Here is a 12,580-nt window from a genome sequence, read left to right on the forward strand (position 1 = left end):
TACTGAGCAAGCCTTGCGGCTTTAGAACTCTTCCCACTCGTCGACCTTGGTCGCCAGGGCGGTCGAGCCGCCGGGACGGCCGGGACGGACGAAGGTCTGGGCGCGGGCCTGGGCGGCATGCACCGGGTTGGCGCGCGGCGCGGCCGGGGCGGCGGGGGCCGAGGCGCGGCCGGCGCCGTCGCCGCCGACCTTGAAGCGGCCGACCAGGGCGGCCAGTTCGCCGGTCTCGCCCTTCAGCGAGTGGGTGGCGGCGGTGGCTTCCTCGACCATGGCGGCGTTCTGCTGAACGACCTGGTCCATCTGGTTCACGGCGGTGTTGACCTGGTGCAGGCCGGTCGACTGCTCGGTGGCCGAGGCGGCGATCTCGGTGACCAGGGCGTCGATGGTGGCGACCTGCTCGACGATGCGCTGCAGCGCCTCGCCGGTCTGGCCGACCAGGGACACGCCCGAACCGACCTGCTGGGTCGAGGTCGAGATCAGGGTCTTGATCTCCTTGGCGGCTTCGGCCGAGCGCTGGGCCAGGGCGCGGACTTCCTGGGCGACGACCGCGAAGCCCTTGCCGGCGTCGCCGGCGCGAGCGGCTTCGACGCCCGCGTTCAGGGCCAGGAGGTTGGTCTGGAAGGCGATCTCGTCGATCACCCCGATGATGTTGCCGATCTGGCCCGAGGACTGCTCGATGCCGGCCATGGCGCTGACGGCCTGGCTGACGATGGCGCCCGAACGCTCGGCGTCGGCGCGGGCGGCGGCGACCACGCTGGAGGCCTCCTTGGCGCCGGCGGCGGTCTTGCGGACGGTGGCGGTGATCTCGTCGAGGGCGGCGGCAGTCTCTTCCAGGCTGGCGGCCTGCTGTTCGGTGCGGCGCGACAGGTCGTCCGAGGCCTGGGCGATCTCCTCGGAGCCGGCGCGGATGCCGCCGGTGGCGCCGTTGATGCCGCGCAGGGCGTCCTGCAGGCGGCCGGCGGCGGCGTTGAAGTCGCTCTTCAGCTGCTGGGCCTTGGGGGCGAACTCGGCGTTGATGCGGTAGGTCAGGTCGCCGTCGGCCAGCGAGCCCAAAGCTTCCGCCAGGGCGGTGATGGCGATGCGGTCGACTTCGGCCTCGGCGGCCTTCTCGGCCTCGCGCTCGACGCGCTCGCGCTCGGTGCGGGCGGCGGCGGCGGCGGCTTCCTCTTCCAGGCGCAGCTTGTGGATGGCGGCGTCCTTGAAGGTGGCGACGGCGCCGGCCATCTCGCCGATCTCGTCCTTGCGGCCCGAGGCCGGCACGGCGACGCTGTTGTCGCCCGAGGCCAGGCGGCGCATGGCGGTGGTCATGGCCGCGACCGGGGCGGCGATGCCGCCGGTCAGCATCAGGCCGCCGCCGACGGCGACCGCCAGGGTGACGGCGATGCCGATGGCCAGGACCAGGGTGCTGCGCAGCGAGGCGGCGGCCTGGGCGGCGGTCTCGGCGGCGACGACGGCCTCGGCGTCGGTGGTGATGGCTTCGATGGCCTCTTCGACCGGCTCGACGGCCTTGTCGGCGACGCCGTCGTGCTTGACCAGGTCGATGGCCTGGGCGCGGGTGGCCGGATCGGCGCCCAGCTTCTCGGCCGGCTCGATAGCCTGGGCGCGGTAGGCGGCGTAGGCGGCGTCGACGGCGGCGATGCGGGCGAGGTCGGCCTCGTCCTTGCCCGCCAGCTTGCGCAGATCGTCCAGGGCGGCCACGAACTTGGGCTTGTGGGCGTTCTCCAGGCGGTCGACGTAGTAGGCGTCGCCCGACAGCAGGAAGCCGCGCAGCGAGTTCTCCTGGCGGGTCAGGCGGAAGGCGGCCGTATCGGCGGCGCGCAGGCTGGCGTGCGCCACGGCCGTGCGCTGCACCGAGCCCTTGTAGGCCTGCTGGTTGATGAACAGCGTAATGCCCATGGCCACGATCGCGGCCAGCATCGCGCCGAACACGACCATCAGCTTCTGGGGAATCTTCAAATCACCAAAACGCACGACCCGCCTCCGGATATCTGCCCCGACGATGTGCGCGACAGCACACGTCCTCGCTGCAAGCTCTGGCGAGATCGCGGTTTCCACGGGATTAACCGTGCCGTGGCGGAATGTCGCACCCGGCGACCCGGGTTATATGCCGATGGTCGGCGACCCAGTGTCAGCAACTTCCTCAGGTTGCGGCGTGTAAGGGGTTACCGCTGATAACGACACACCCCGCTCCACCTGTGGCGGAGCGGGGTGCGACAAAGAGACGGGCCGAAAATATTTCGATCCGAGGCCTGATCTAGTGAGCCTCGTCCCAGTTCAGGGCCGCGCGCGCCTCGACGGTCAGCGGCACGGAAAGCGCCACGGCCGGCTCGGCAGCACCCTCCATCACCCGCCGGGCGACGGCGCAGACGGCGTCGGCCTCGTCCTGCGGGGCCTCGAACACCAGTTCGTCGTGCACCTGCAGCAGCATGCGGGCCTTCAGGCCTTCCTGCTCGAGCGCGGCGGGCATGCGGGCCATGGCCCGGCGCATGACGTCGGCGGCCGCGCCCTGGATCGGGGCGTTGATGGCCGCGCGCTCGGAGAACTGCCGCTGGCCCACCGACTTGGCGTGGATGTCGGGGATGTTGATCTTGCGGCCGAAGATCGTGGTCACGTAGCCGTGCTCGCGCACGAAGGCCTTGGTGGCGTCCATATAGGCCTGGATGCCAGGGAAGCGCTCGAAATAGGTCTTGATATAGGCCCCGGCCTCGCCCTGGCCGATGCCCAGCTGGTTGGCTAGGCCGAAGGCGCTGATGCCGTAGACGATGCCGAAGTTGATGGCCTTGGCCCGGCGACGGATCAGCGGGTCCATGCCCTCGATCGGGGTGTCGAACATCTCCGAGGCCGTCATGGCGTGGATGTCGAGCCCGTCACGGAAGGCCTGCTGCAGCTGCGGGATCTGGCCGATGTGGGCCAGGAGGCGCAGTTCGATCTGGCTGTAGTCGGCGCTGATGAGCACCTTGCCCGGCTCGGCCACGAAGGCCTTGCGGATCTTTCGGCCTTCCTCGCTGCGCACCGGAATGTTCTGCAGATTGGGGTCCGACGACGACAGGCGGCCCGTCGTGGTGGCGGCCAGGGCGTAGGAGGTGTGCACCCGGCCCGTGCGCTCGCTGATCGCGGCGATCAGGTTCTCGGTGTAGGTGCCCTTCAGCTTGGACAGCTGTCGCCAGTCGAGCAGCACGCGCGGCAGCTCGTGTTCGTTGGCCAGGCTTTCCAGCACGTCGCTGTCGGTCGACCACTGGCCGGTGGCGGTCTTCTTGCCGCCCTTCAGGTTCATCTCGCCGAACAGCACGTCGCCGATCTGCTTGGGGCTGCCCAGGTTGAACGGCCGGCCGGCCAGCTTCTGGGCCTGTTCCTCGAAATCGGCCATGCGCAGCGAGAACTCGTTGGAGAGCCGGCGCAGCGTCTCGGGATCGACGCGGACGCCGTCGTTCTCCATCGTCGCCAGCACGCCCGGCATCGGCCGTTCCAGGGTCTCGTAGACCGTCAGCAGGCCCTCGGCCGCCAGGCGCGGACGCAGGACGTCGTAGAGCCTCAGGGTGACGTCGGCGTCCTCGGCGGCATAGGCCGTGGCCTTGTCGAGGGCCACGTGCTTGAAGCTGATCTGGCTCTTTCCCGAGCCCGCGACTTCCTTGAACGGGATGGGCTTGTGGCCCAGCCACAGCTCCGACAGCTCGTCCATGCCGTGGCCGTGCAGGCCCGCTTCCAGCACGTAGCTGATCAGCATGGTGTCTTCGATCGGGGCGACGGCGATCCCCCGGCGCGCCATCACGGCGATGTCGTACTTGGCGTTCTGGGCGACCTTCAGCACCGCCGGGTCTTCCAGCAGCGGCTTCAGGACGGCCAGGGCCTCGGCCTCGGAAAGCTGCTCCAGCTTGGCGGGCGCCTCGAAGGCCAGGCCGCCGTCCTGGGCCTTTTCCTCGTGGCCGACGGGGATGTAGCAGGCCTCGCCCGGCGCGATGGCCAGCGACACGCCGCACAGGCCGGCATTGGCCGAGGACAGGGCGTCGGTCTCGGTGTCGAAGGCGACGATCCCCTTGGCCCGGGCCTTGTCGACCCAGACCTGCAGCGTCGGCAGGTCGCGCACGCAGACGTAGGACGCGGTGTCGATGGCGACCGGCTCGGCCACCGGATTGGCCGCGGCGCGAGCGGCGGCCGAGACGTAGGAGACGCTGGTCACCGGCGCGGTGACGGCCTTGTCCGAGGGACGGGCCTCCAGCGTGCGGGGCGCGGCCGCGGCGTTGCCGTCGCCGACCCGGCGAGCCAGGGTGCGGAACTCCATCTCCTCGAGGAAGGCGGCCAGCACGGCCTTGTCGGGCTCGCGCACCACCAGGTCGTCGAGCGGTTCGGGCAGGGGGGTGTCGCAATCCAGCGTGACCAGGGCCTTGGACAGGCGGATCTGGTCGGCGAAGTTGATCAGGGTCTCGCGGCGCTTGGGCTGCTTGATCTCGCCGGCCCGGGCCAGCAGCGTGTCGAGGTCGCCATACTCGGTGATCAGCTGGGCGGCGGTCTTGACGCCAATCCCGGGAGCTCCCGGAACGTTGTCGACGCTGTCGCCGCACAGCGACTGCACGTCGACCACCTGCTCGGGATAGACGCCGAACTTCTCGAACACCTCGTTGCGGCCGATGCGGACGCCCTTCATGGGGTCGAACATCGAGACGCTGTCGCCGACCAGCTGCATCAGGTCCTTGTCGGACGAAACGATGACGGCCTCGCCGCCAGCGTCGCGGGCGGCGCAGGCATAGGCGGCGATCAGGTCGTCGGCCTCGTAGCCGGGCAGCTCGATGGCCGGCACGCCGAAAGCCCGGGTGGCGTCGCGCACCAGCGGGAACTGCGGAATCAGGTCTTCCGGCGGCGGCGGACGATTGGCCTTGTAGAGATCGTACAGCTTGTTGCGGAACGTCTTTTCCGAGTGATCCCAGATCACCGCCAGGTGCGTGGGCGCGTCGCCCTGCATGTCGCGCATCAGCTTCCACAGCATGTTGCAGAAGCCCTGCACCGCGCCGACGGGCAGGCCGTCGCTCTTGCGGGTCAGGGGGGGCAGGGCGTGGTAGGCGCGAAACAGGTAGGCCGAGCCGTCCACCAGGAAGAGGCGCAGGGCGGGGCCGTCCTGGGTGAGGGGGCGGGTCTGGGCGGATTCGGGCGCGGCGGCGTCGGTCATGGCGGCGAACATAAGGGGATCGGGCGCGCGCCGGAACCCTTGCCGAACGCGCCTTGACCGGTTGCTGACGCCGGGTGGCTGGGTTATGGCTCAGCCTTGGGTCGAGTAGCCGGGCGGGGGCCCGGACCCGAGGGGGCGTCGTGTCTTTCATTCGTTTCGGTTCGGTCGCGGCCCTGCTGATGCTGGCGGGTCTTCCCACGTCCTCGAACGCGGCCGAGGAGGGGCGCCTGGTGTTCGCCGCCCGGCCCAAGGCGTCGGAAATCAAGGCCGCGTTTCCGGCCGGGGCCAGCGTCACCGGCGACGCCGAGGTCGAATGCGTGGTCGCCGACAAGGGCGCGCTGGCCGACTGCAAGGTGCTCAGCGAATACCCGATGAACCGCGGCTTCGGCGCGGCGGCCATCGGCCTGTCCGATCGCTACAAGGTCAAGGTCAAGGACGAGAGCGGCGCCTCGGCCATCGGCCGCAAGATTTCCTATTCGCTGGAGTTTCTGGCGCCCGGCGACGCCAATCCCGACTGGGTGCGCAAGCCGACGGGCCAGGACCTGGCGGGCGTCTTCCCGGTCGCCGCGGTCAAGGCCGGCAAGGACGGCCGGGCCGTCATCCGCTGCCGGGTCACGACCGAGGGCTTCCTGGACCGTTGCGCGGTGCTGTCGGAAACGCCCGAGGGCCTGGGTTTCGGCCAGTCGGCCCTGGCGCTGGCCCCGCAGTTCCTGATGAGCCCCAAGATCCGCGCCGGCCAGCGCGTCGAGACCGAGGTGACGGTGCCGATCACCTGGGCGGGCCTGGCCGAGGGCGGTTTCGTGTCGGCCGGCAAGGAGCGGCTGATCCTCGATCCGCCGTGGAAGTCCGCGCCCAGCCTGGCGCAGGTCGAGGCCGCCTGGCCCAAGGCCGCCGCGGGCGTGGACAGCGGCCAGGCCGCCCTGCGCTGCGGGATCAAGGAAACCGGCGCGCTGGACGACTGCGAGGTGATCTCCGAACTGCCCAAGGGCAGGGGGTTCGGCAAGGCCGCCCTCGGGCTGGCCGACCACTTCAAGGTGTCGATGGGGCCGGGCGACGCCAAGATGGTCAAGCTGATCCACGTGGACGTGCCGTTCCGCTTCCGGCCGCCGGGCGCGGTCGGCCGCCAGCTGACCAAGCCGCGCTGGATCCAGATGGCCGACGCCGAAGGCCTGGCCATGGCCTATCCCCAGGCCGCCCGCAAGGCGGGGGTGAAGAACGGCCTGGGCGTGGTGTCCTGCGCGGTGACAACCGAGGGCCGGCTGGCCGACTGCGAGGCCGCGCGCGAGGAGCCGGCGGGTCTGGACTTCGCCGCTTCGGCGATGATCGTGGCGGGTTCCATGCGGATGAACCCATGGACCAAGGAAGGCGACCCGGTGGACGGCCAGCGCATTCGCCTGCCGATCCGCTTCGAAGGCGCCGAACTGGAAGAGGAAGAGGGAACCGCCGAGGCTCCGGCGGCCCCGGCCAAGCCCTGAAGAAGGGCCCCGCCAAGGTGGCGCTTTGCAACCAGCGTTCGCCCAAATGAGGCGAGATCGCCCTTAAGGCGCCCCATGCTGGACCTGTGGACGGTTTACAGGCAAAAGCACGTCCGCCCGTGAGGCGGATGTGATCCGTCTGGCGGAACCTGGGAACCTCAGGGCACGTCAGAGGCTTGGTTCCCTACGAGTAAAAGCGCCCTCCCCGACGCGGATACTGTTGAGCATGACCTTGAAGAAGACCATCGCCCTGGGCCTTGGCCTGGGAAGCTGCAGCCTTGTGGTCGCCGGCGTCCTGGCGACCGGGATCCTGGCCCCGCCGTCCGCGCCCGACGCGATGACCAGCGAGCCCATCGAGCTACGCGCGCCACTCGCGCCGGCCGAGCAGAGCGCTCCCCTGCCCAAGCAGTACGAGGTCTGAGGCTCGAAGCCTCTCCGACGTTCTGATCTCCCGTCATTCCCGCCCTTGCGGCGGCTAAGGCTTCGACTTCGCCGGCTCGCCCTCTTCGGGCGCCGGTGCGGGCTCGGGAGCGCCCGCCAGGGTCAGGTCGAACACCGAGCCGCCGGGGCCGGTTTCGACCAGCGCCAGATCCCCGCCGTGGCCCTGGGCCAACTCGCGCGCGATGGCCAGGCCCAGGCCCGTGCCGCCGCGGCGCACCGAACCCACGAACGGCTGGAAGAGGTTGGCCCGGGCCCGGGCCGGCACGCCGGGGCCGTCGTCCGACAGCCTAAGGTGGCTCATGCCGTCGGCGCGGCGCAGCTCCACGAACACCCGGCCCTTGCCGCTGCGGTCGGGCGCGCCCTCGATGGCCTCGCGGGCGTTGCGCAGCAGGTTGGTGAGGATGCGGTGCAGCTGGTCGGGGTCGGCCTGGATCTGCTCGCGCGGGTCGATCACCGTCTCCAGGGCCACGCCCTGCGGGGTGAGGCCGGAATCCTCGGCCGCCATCTCCAGCGCCGCGCGCAGGCTTAACGTGCGGATCACCGGGGCCGGCTCCTTGGACTTGCCATAGGCCATGACGTCGCTGGCCAGGGTGATGGCGCGGTCGAGAGCCCGTTCAAGACGCGGCAGGGCCTGGGCCACCTTGGGGTCGCCCAGGGCGGCCAGGCGGTCGGACGCCATCTGGGCGCTGGTCAGCATGTTGCGCAGGTCGTGATTGATCTTGGCCACCGCCTCGCCCAGGGCCGCCAGGCGGGCCTTGGCCTGCAAGGCGGTGCGCAGGTCGGTCTGCATGGCGTCGAGTTCGGCCTCGGCGCGGCCGATCTCGTCGCGGCGGCGCGACACCACGACGCGGGCCTCGGGATCCTCGGGATCGGCGCGGAAGCGCTCCATGGCCTTGGTGATGCGCTGCATGGGCCGCACCAGCAGGAAGTTCAGCGACAGATAGATCAGGCCGCCGGCCAGGCCCGCGGCGAACAGGGTCACCCCCGCCAGGCGCCAGAAGTTGGCGATCAGGTGGGCCTTCAGCGGGGCGTCGGGCAGAACGATCTCGACGAACTCGGCCTCCTGGCGGAAGCGCGGCTCGGCCATCACCCGCACCAGGCTGCCGGGCTTGCTCTTCAGGGTGAAGAACGGGGCGGCCAGCCACGAGCCGGGGTTCTGGCCGCGCAGGTCGACGAGGTAGGGCTGTTCGATGGCGCGCGGCTCGGTGGGCAGGACGAGGCGGCGCGCGCCGTCCACCTGCAGGGCCACGATCACGACGCCGGCCTGGTCGAGCAGGCGCTGCGAGACCTGGTCGGTGACCCGGCGCTCGGGGTCGGCGTCAGCGATGGTCGAGGCCAGTTCGGCGGCCCGCACCCGATCGAGCAGCCACTGCTTTTCGAGGTCGGCCAGGGCCGGCGGCAGGATGAAGGCGCCGGCCAGGAACACGAAGAGGGCGGTCAGCAGCAGCAGGCGCGCCGACAGGCCGCCGGGCCACGGAAGGCGTCTTCCGGGCGGCTTGTCGGGAGCGGCGGGCGGCGTGACCGGTTCGGCCATTCGTCTGGGTTACTTCACGTCGGCGGCGGGGGCAACGCGGCGCCTGCGCGCGGCCTTCCAAAGCGGCGGCAGCAGGGCCAGCACGCCCAGGCCGATGATCGGCATGTAGATGCGCGGCGAGGCCAGGGTGGCGAGGGTCACCGGGTCGCCCTCCGCGAACAGGTGGCCAAGGCCAGACCCGATCCCGGCATAGACGAAGGAGCTGGGCGCCATGCCCAGCACCGAGGCCAGCAGGTAGGTGCGCAGCGGGATCTTCATCAGGCCCGAGGCGACATTGACCAGCAGCAGCGGGAAGGCCGGGATCAGCCGCAGGGTCAGCAGGTAGGAGAAGGCGTCGGCCTTGAACCCGTCCTCGATCCTCGTCAGCAGGGCCCCGGGCTTGCGGCGCAGGAAATCGCCGAAAGCGGTGCGGCAGGCCGCATAGACCACGGTCGAGCCGCCGGTCACGCCCATCAGGGCCAGGAAGCCGCCCAGCGGTCCGAAGAGAAAGCCGGCGCTGAGCGACAGGATCAGCGCGCCAGGCAGCGAGACTGACACCGTGGCGACGTAGATCAGCACATAGATCACCGCGCACTGCAGCGGGTGATGGTGGGCGAAGGCCTGCAGCGCCTCGCCCTCGGCCTGCAGGGTCTCGAGCGACAGCTTGCCGGCCAGGCCCGAAGCCAGAGCCGCCACGAGCAGCAGCGCCAGGACCGCGAGCGGTCCGAAGCGACGCAGCCAGGCGAGGCTCTGGTCAGGGGTCATGCGGTCCCGATCGCGTCCGAGACGCTGGCGAAGCCTTCGGCCCGCAGGCGGGCGGCCAGGTCTTTCTTGATCCGCACCACCAGGCCCGGGCCGCCATAGACCAGGGCCGAATAGAGCTGCACCGCGCAGGCGCCGGCCTTGATCTTGGCCAGGGCGTCGGCCCCGCTGGCGATGCCGCCGGCCCCGATCAGCGCCACGCGGCCCTTGGCGGCGGCGTGGAACTCGGCGAGCACCCGGGTCGAGGCGACCCGCAGCGGCGCGCCGGAAAGCCCGCCGCCCTCGCCCTTGTGCGCGGACTTCAGGCTGTCGGATCGGGCGATGGTGGTGTTGGAGACGATGATCCCGTTCAGGCCGCAGGCCAGCACGGTCTCGACGATGGCCTCGACCTCGCCCTCTTCCAGGTCGGGGGCGACCTTGAGGAAGATCGGATAGTCGGCGCCGTCCTTCTTCAGGCCGGCACGGGCCTGCGCCAGGCGGCCCAGAAGTTCCTCCAGCGCCGCCTTGGTCTGCAGGGCGCGCAGGCCCGGCGTGTTGGGCGAGGAGATGTTGACGGTGAAGTAGTCCGACAGGCCCCACAGACGGGTCAGGCCGGTGACGTAGTCGCCGATGCGGTCTTCGGTGTCCTTGTTGGCCCCGATGTTGGCCCCGAACACGCCCAGGCGGTCGGCGTGGGCGTGCTTGCGGGCGGCCAGGCGCGCGGCGAAGGGTTCGAGGCCCTCGTTGTTGAAGCCCATGCGGTTGATCACCGCCTGGTCTTCGGTCAGCCGGAACAGGCGGGGGCGCGGATTGCCGGCCTGGGCCAGCGGGGTGACCGTGCCGGCCTCCACGAAGCCGAAGCCGGCGGCCAGCATGGCGTCGGGAACCTCGGCATTCTTGTCGAAGCCGGCGGCCAGGCCTACGCAGTTCGAGAGCTGCAGGCCCGCGACGCTGGTGGCCAGGATCGGATCGTCGACGCCGCCGTCGCGGGGGCCAAGACCCCACTTCAGGCCGCGGATCGCCCAGCCGTGGGCGTCTTCGGGATCCAGCGCGTGCAGGGCGCGGGCGGCGATGTCGTGCAGGGCCATCAGGAAAGACCCAGCTGCGGCACGCCGTCGGCGTCGAGGACGAGCGGCTTTTCCGAGATCGCCTCGGACGGATCGAGACTGCGGAAGAGATGCGGGAACAGGGCCCCGCCACGCGAGGCCTCCCACTTCAGCTCGGGGCCGAGCGCGTCGGCGTCGAAGCCGACCAGCAGCAGGTCTTCCTGGCCCTTGAAATAGAGGGCGGCGGTCTCCTGGGCCTGGTTGGCGGCGGAAAGGTGGATGTAGCCGTCGGCGTGGTCGATGGGCGCGCCGGTGAACTCGCCGACCGCCTTGGCCGCGTCCCAGAGCGTCTTCGGAAGGATCTTGTAGACCAGGGTCATTCGCCGCCGTGCCCGCCGTGTTCGGATGCGTAGAAGACGCGCGCCAGCCGCGGGGCGCCGGACGCGTCGATGTCGAAGACCGCCGCCGTGGCGGTGGGAAAGCGCGAGCGCAGCTTGGCCATCTCGCCGCCGTCCGCGGGGGCGCCCATGGCCAGGCGCAAGGAGAGGTCGTGCAGGCCCGGATTGTGGCCGACCACCATCACCGTGCCGGCGGGCGCGTCGGCCTCGCGCACGGCGGTCAGCACCTCTTGCGCCTCGGCGTGGTAGAGATTGCGCAGCACCTCTGCGGTCGCATCGGGGAAGGCGCCGGCGGCGGCCTCCCAGGTCTCGCGGGTGCGGCGGGCGGCCGAGACGAGAACGAGATCGGGCGAAAGGCCCTCCGACGCCAGGGCCGAGGCGATCAGCGCCACGTCCTGGCGGCCGCGCTCGGCGAGCGCGCGCTCGAAGTCGCCGCCCTGGGCGGCGTGCCGCTCGGCCTTGCCGTGGCGCATCAGGATCAGACGGTCCATGGCGCACTCCATAGAGCGGTTTTAAAGCTGGGCAAATGGCGAGAAACGCCGTCGCGACGATCTCCTCTTAAGCGGCGCACGGCCAGGCGCAAAGCGTATGGTTGACACCTTCGTCGACAGGCGGTCCAAGGCGACATGGCCGACCTTGATCTGGACGTTTCCCAGCCGCTCGGCGGCGGTGTCTGGCGCTTCCCCGCCGACCGGCCGCTGGTGCTGGATTCCGGCGCGAAGATCAGCGGGCTGGAAGTGGCCTACCAGACCTACGGCTCGCTGAACGAGGACGGGACCAACGCCGTCCTGATCTGCCACGCCCTGACCGGCGACCAGTATGTGGCCTCCCCCCATCCGACCACCGGCAAGCCCGGCTGGTGGACGCGCCTGGTTGGTCCCGGCCGGCCGATCGACCCGGCCCGGCACTTCGTCATCTGCTCCAACGTGATCGGCGGCTGCATGGGCTCCACCGGTCCGGCCTCGACCAATCCGGCCACCGGCGAGCCGTACGGCCTGTCGTTCCCGATCCTCACCATCGCCGACATGGTGCGGGCCCAGGCCATGCTGATCGACGCCCTGGGCGTCGACACCCTGCTGGCGGTGGTCGGCGGCTCGATGGGCGGCATGCAGGTGCAGCAGTGGGCGGTGGACTATCCCCAGAAGCTGTTCAGCGCCGTCGTCGTGGCCTCGACCTCGCGCCACTCGGCCCAGAACATCGCCTTCCACGAGGTGGGCCGCCAGGCGATCATGGCCGATCCCGAATGGCGCGGCGGCGCCTATGCCAGCCAGGGCGCGCGGCCCGAGAAGGGCCTGGCCGTGGCCCGCATGGCCGCCCACATCACCTACGTCTCCGAGCCGGCCCTGCAGCGCAAGTTCGGGCGGGAACTTCAACGCGACGGTCTGTCCTGGGGCTTCGACGCCGACTTCCAGGTCGAGAGCTATCTGCGCCACCAGGGGGCCAGTTTCGTCGACCGCTTCGACGCCAACTCCTATCTCTACATCACTCGGGCCATGGACTATTTCGACCTGGCCGCGCCGCACGGCGGGGTGCTGGCCAACGCCTTCAAGGCCGCCCGCGACGTGCGGTTCTGCGTGCTCAGCTTCACCAGCGACTGGCTGTATCCGACCGCCGAGAGCCGCCATATCGTCCGCGCCCTGACCGCCGCCGGTTGCCGTGCGGCCTTCGCCGAGATCGACAGCGACAAGGGCCACGACGCCTTCCTGCTGGACGAGCCGGTGATGGACGCGGCCCTGACGGGATTCATGGCGTCGGTGGAACGCGAGCGGGGGATCGGGCGATGAGGGCAGCGTTCAGGATGCTCC

The 12,580-nt window shown here is 70.5% G+C and carries 10 protein-coding genes; 3 read left to right on the forward strand and 7 right to left on the reverse strand.

Going from position 1 to position 12,580, the window contains the following annotated elements:
• Window positions 1–21: 21 nt before the first annotated feature.
• Both ACODR1_RS14605 and polA read right to left on the reverse strand, forming a co-directional pair.
• A complete protein-coding gene (locus tag ACODR1_RS14605) occupies window positions 22–1,971 on the reverse strand; it encodes a methyl-accepting chemotaxis protein (RefSeq protein WP_488881094.1) in 1,950 nt (649 codons plus the stop codon).
• A 283-nt stretch (window positions 1,972–2,254) separates the two neighbouring features.
• Window positions 2,255–5,161 (reverse strand): DNA polymerase I, encoded by a 2,907-nt coding sequence (gene polA / locus ACODR1_RS14610; RefSeq protein ID WP_488881149.1) that lies wholly within the window; start codon window positions 5,159–5,161, stop codon window positions 2,255–2,257.
• A gap of 140 nt (window positions 5,162–5,301) precedes the next feature.
• Between polA and ACODR1_RS14615 the strand changes: the two genes are divergently transcribed.
• Together ACODR1_RS14615 and ACODR1_RS14620 are read left to right on the forward strand one after the other, a co-directional pair.
• Window positions 5,302–6,636, forward strand: coding sequence for a TonB family protein (locus ACODR1_RS14615; RefSeq protein WP_488881095.1), 1,335 nt, complete (start codon window positions 5,302–5,304; stop codon window positions 6,634–6,636).
• Between the two features lie 226 nt (window positions 6,637–6,862).
• Window positions 6,863–7,057 (forward strand): hypothetical protein, encoded by a 195-nt coding sequence (locus tag ACODR1_RS14620; protein WP_488881096.1) that lies wholly within the window; start codon window positions 6,863–6,865, stop codon window positions 7,055–7,057.
• 54 nt (window positions 7,058–7,111) lie between these two features.
• Here ACODR1_RS14620 and ACODR1_RS14625 read toward each other — a convergent pair whose 3' ends face one another.
• Genes ACODR1_RS14625 through ACODR1_RS14645 form a run of 5 tightly spaced genes read right to left on the reverse strand, consistent with a single transcriptional unit; the run spans window position 7,112 to window position 11,266 of the window.
• A complete protein-coding gene (locus ACODR1_RS14625; protein WP_488881097.1) occupies window positions 7,112–8,611 on the reverse strand; it encodes a sensor histidine kinase in 1,500 nt (499 codons plus the stop codon).
• A gap of 9 nt (window positions 8,612–8,620) precedes the next feature.
• On the reverse strand, window positions 8,621–9,355 hold the full coding sequence (locus ACODR1_RS14630) for a TVP38/TMEM64 family protein (RefSeq protein ID WP_488881098.1): 735 nt from the start codon (window positions 9,353–9,355) through the stop codon (window positions 8,621–8,623).
• On the reverse strand, window positions 9,352–10,419 hold the full coding sequence (locus ACODR1_RS14635) for a quinone-dependent dihydroorotate dehydrogenase (RefSeq protein WP_488881099.1): 1,068 nt from the start codon (window positions 10,417–10,419) through the stop codon (window positions 9,352–9,354). The genes ACODR1_RS14630 and ACODR1_RS14635 overlap by 4 nt, the downstream gene beginning before the upstream one ends.
• Complete coding sequence (locus ACODR1_RS14640; protein ID WP_488881100.1) at window positions 10,419–10,757, reverse strand: DUF952 domain-containing protein; 339 nt, start codon at window positions 10,755–10,757, stop codon at window positions 10,419–10,421. The genes ACODR1_RS14635 and ACODR1_RS14640 overlap by 1 nt, the downstream gene beginning before the upstream one ends.
• Entirely contained in the window at window positions 10,754–11,266 is a 513-nt protein-coding gene (locus tag ACODR1_RS14645; RefSeq protein WP_488881101.1) for a SixA phosphatase family protein, read from the reverse strand. The genes ACODR1_RS14640 and ACODR1_RS14645 overlap by 4 nt, the downstream gene beginning before the upstream one ends.
• 135 nt (window positions 11,267–11,401) lie before the next feature.
• On the opposite strand from ACODR1_RS14645, the gene metX reads away from it, so the two are divergent.
• Window positions 11,402–12,559 carry a homoserine O-acetyltransferase MetX gene (metX, locus tag ACODR1_RS14650; protein WP_488881102.1) on the forward strand — a complete coding sequence of 386 codons (1,158 nt, stop codon included), beginning with the start codon at window positions 11,402–11,404 and terminating at the stop codon, window positions 12,557–12,559.
• The last annotated feature ends 21 nt before the right edge of the window (window positions 12,560–12,580 follow it).

It is taken from the genome of Caulobacter sp. FG7 (assembly GCF_057808875.1).